The sequence below is a fragment of the Streptomyces minutiscleroticus genome (assembly GCF_014650875.1).
Lineage (GTDB): Bacteria > Actinomycetota > Actinomycetes > Streptomycetales > Streptomycetaceae > Streptomyces > Streptomyces minutiscleroticus.
Window position 1 is genome coordinate 1 of the sequence record NZ_BMVU01000236.1, and the last position, 714, is coordinate 714.

Here is a 714-nt window from a genome sequence, read left to right on the forward strand (position 1 = left end):
GCCCGGTCACCCTCGGCCGCGACGTCTACGTCAGCGAGGCGACGGTGCTGGAGATCGACACCGCCCTGGGCGACGGCGCCCAGCTCGGACACTCCTCCTCGTTGCACACCGGCCAGTCCGTGCCCGCGGGCGAGGCCTGGCACGGCTCCCCGGCACTGCGGTGCGACACGGACTTCCGGACGGTCGACCCCGTCCCCTGCACCACCCGGCACCGGGCCGGCTACGCCCTGGGGCAGCTGCTGGGCGCGCTGGTGTTCTACGTGCCCCTGGTGATCGGCGGGTCGGACCTGCTGTTCGCCCAGGTCCCGCAGCTCACCGCCGTGACGGACGCCGGAGCCGCCTCGCTGACCGCCTGGGCGTTCTACCGGGACGCCCTGATCGTGTCCCTCGTGCTGTTCTTCGGCTCGCTGCTCGTCGGCCTCGCCGTGGTGACGGCCGTTCCGCGGTTGCTGATGCTCGCGCTGAGGCCGGACCGCACCTACCGCCTGTACGGCTTCCCTTACTCCCTCCACCGGGCGATCACCCGCCTGACCAATGTGAAGGCATTCACCCGGCTGTTCGGGGACAGCTCGCTCATCGTCCCCTACCTGCGGGCCGTGGGGTACCGGCTGACCCCGGTGGAGCAGACGGGGTCGAACTTCGGCACCGAGGTCAAGCACGACAACCCGTACCTGAGCACCGTGGGCACCGGCACGATGGTCGCCGACGCGCTGT

At 71.3% G+C, this 714-nt stretch carries 1 pseudogene; it reads left to right on the forward strand.

Features of this window, described 5'->3' with window-relative positions:
- A pseudogene (locus tag IE271_RS41215) lies at window positions 1-714 on the forward strand (Pls/PosA family non-ribosomal peptide synthetase); the annotation flags it as partial.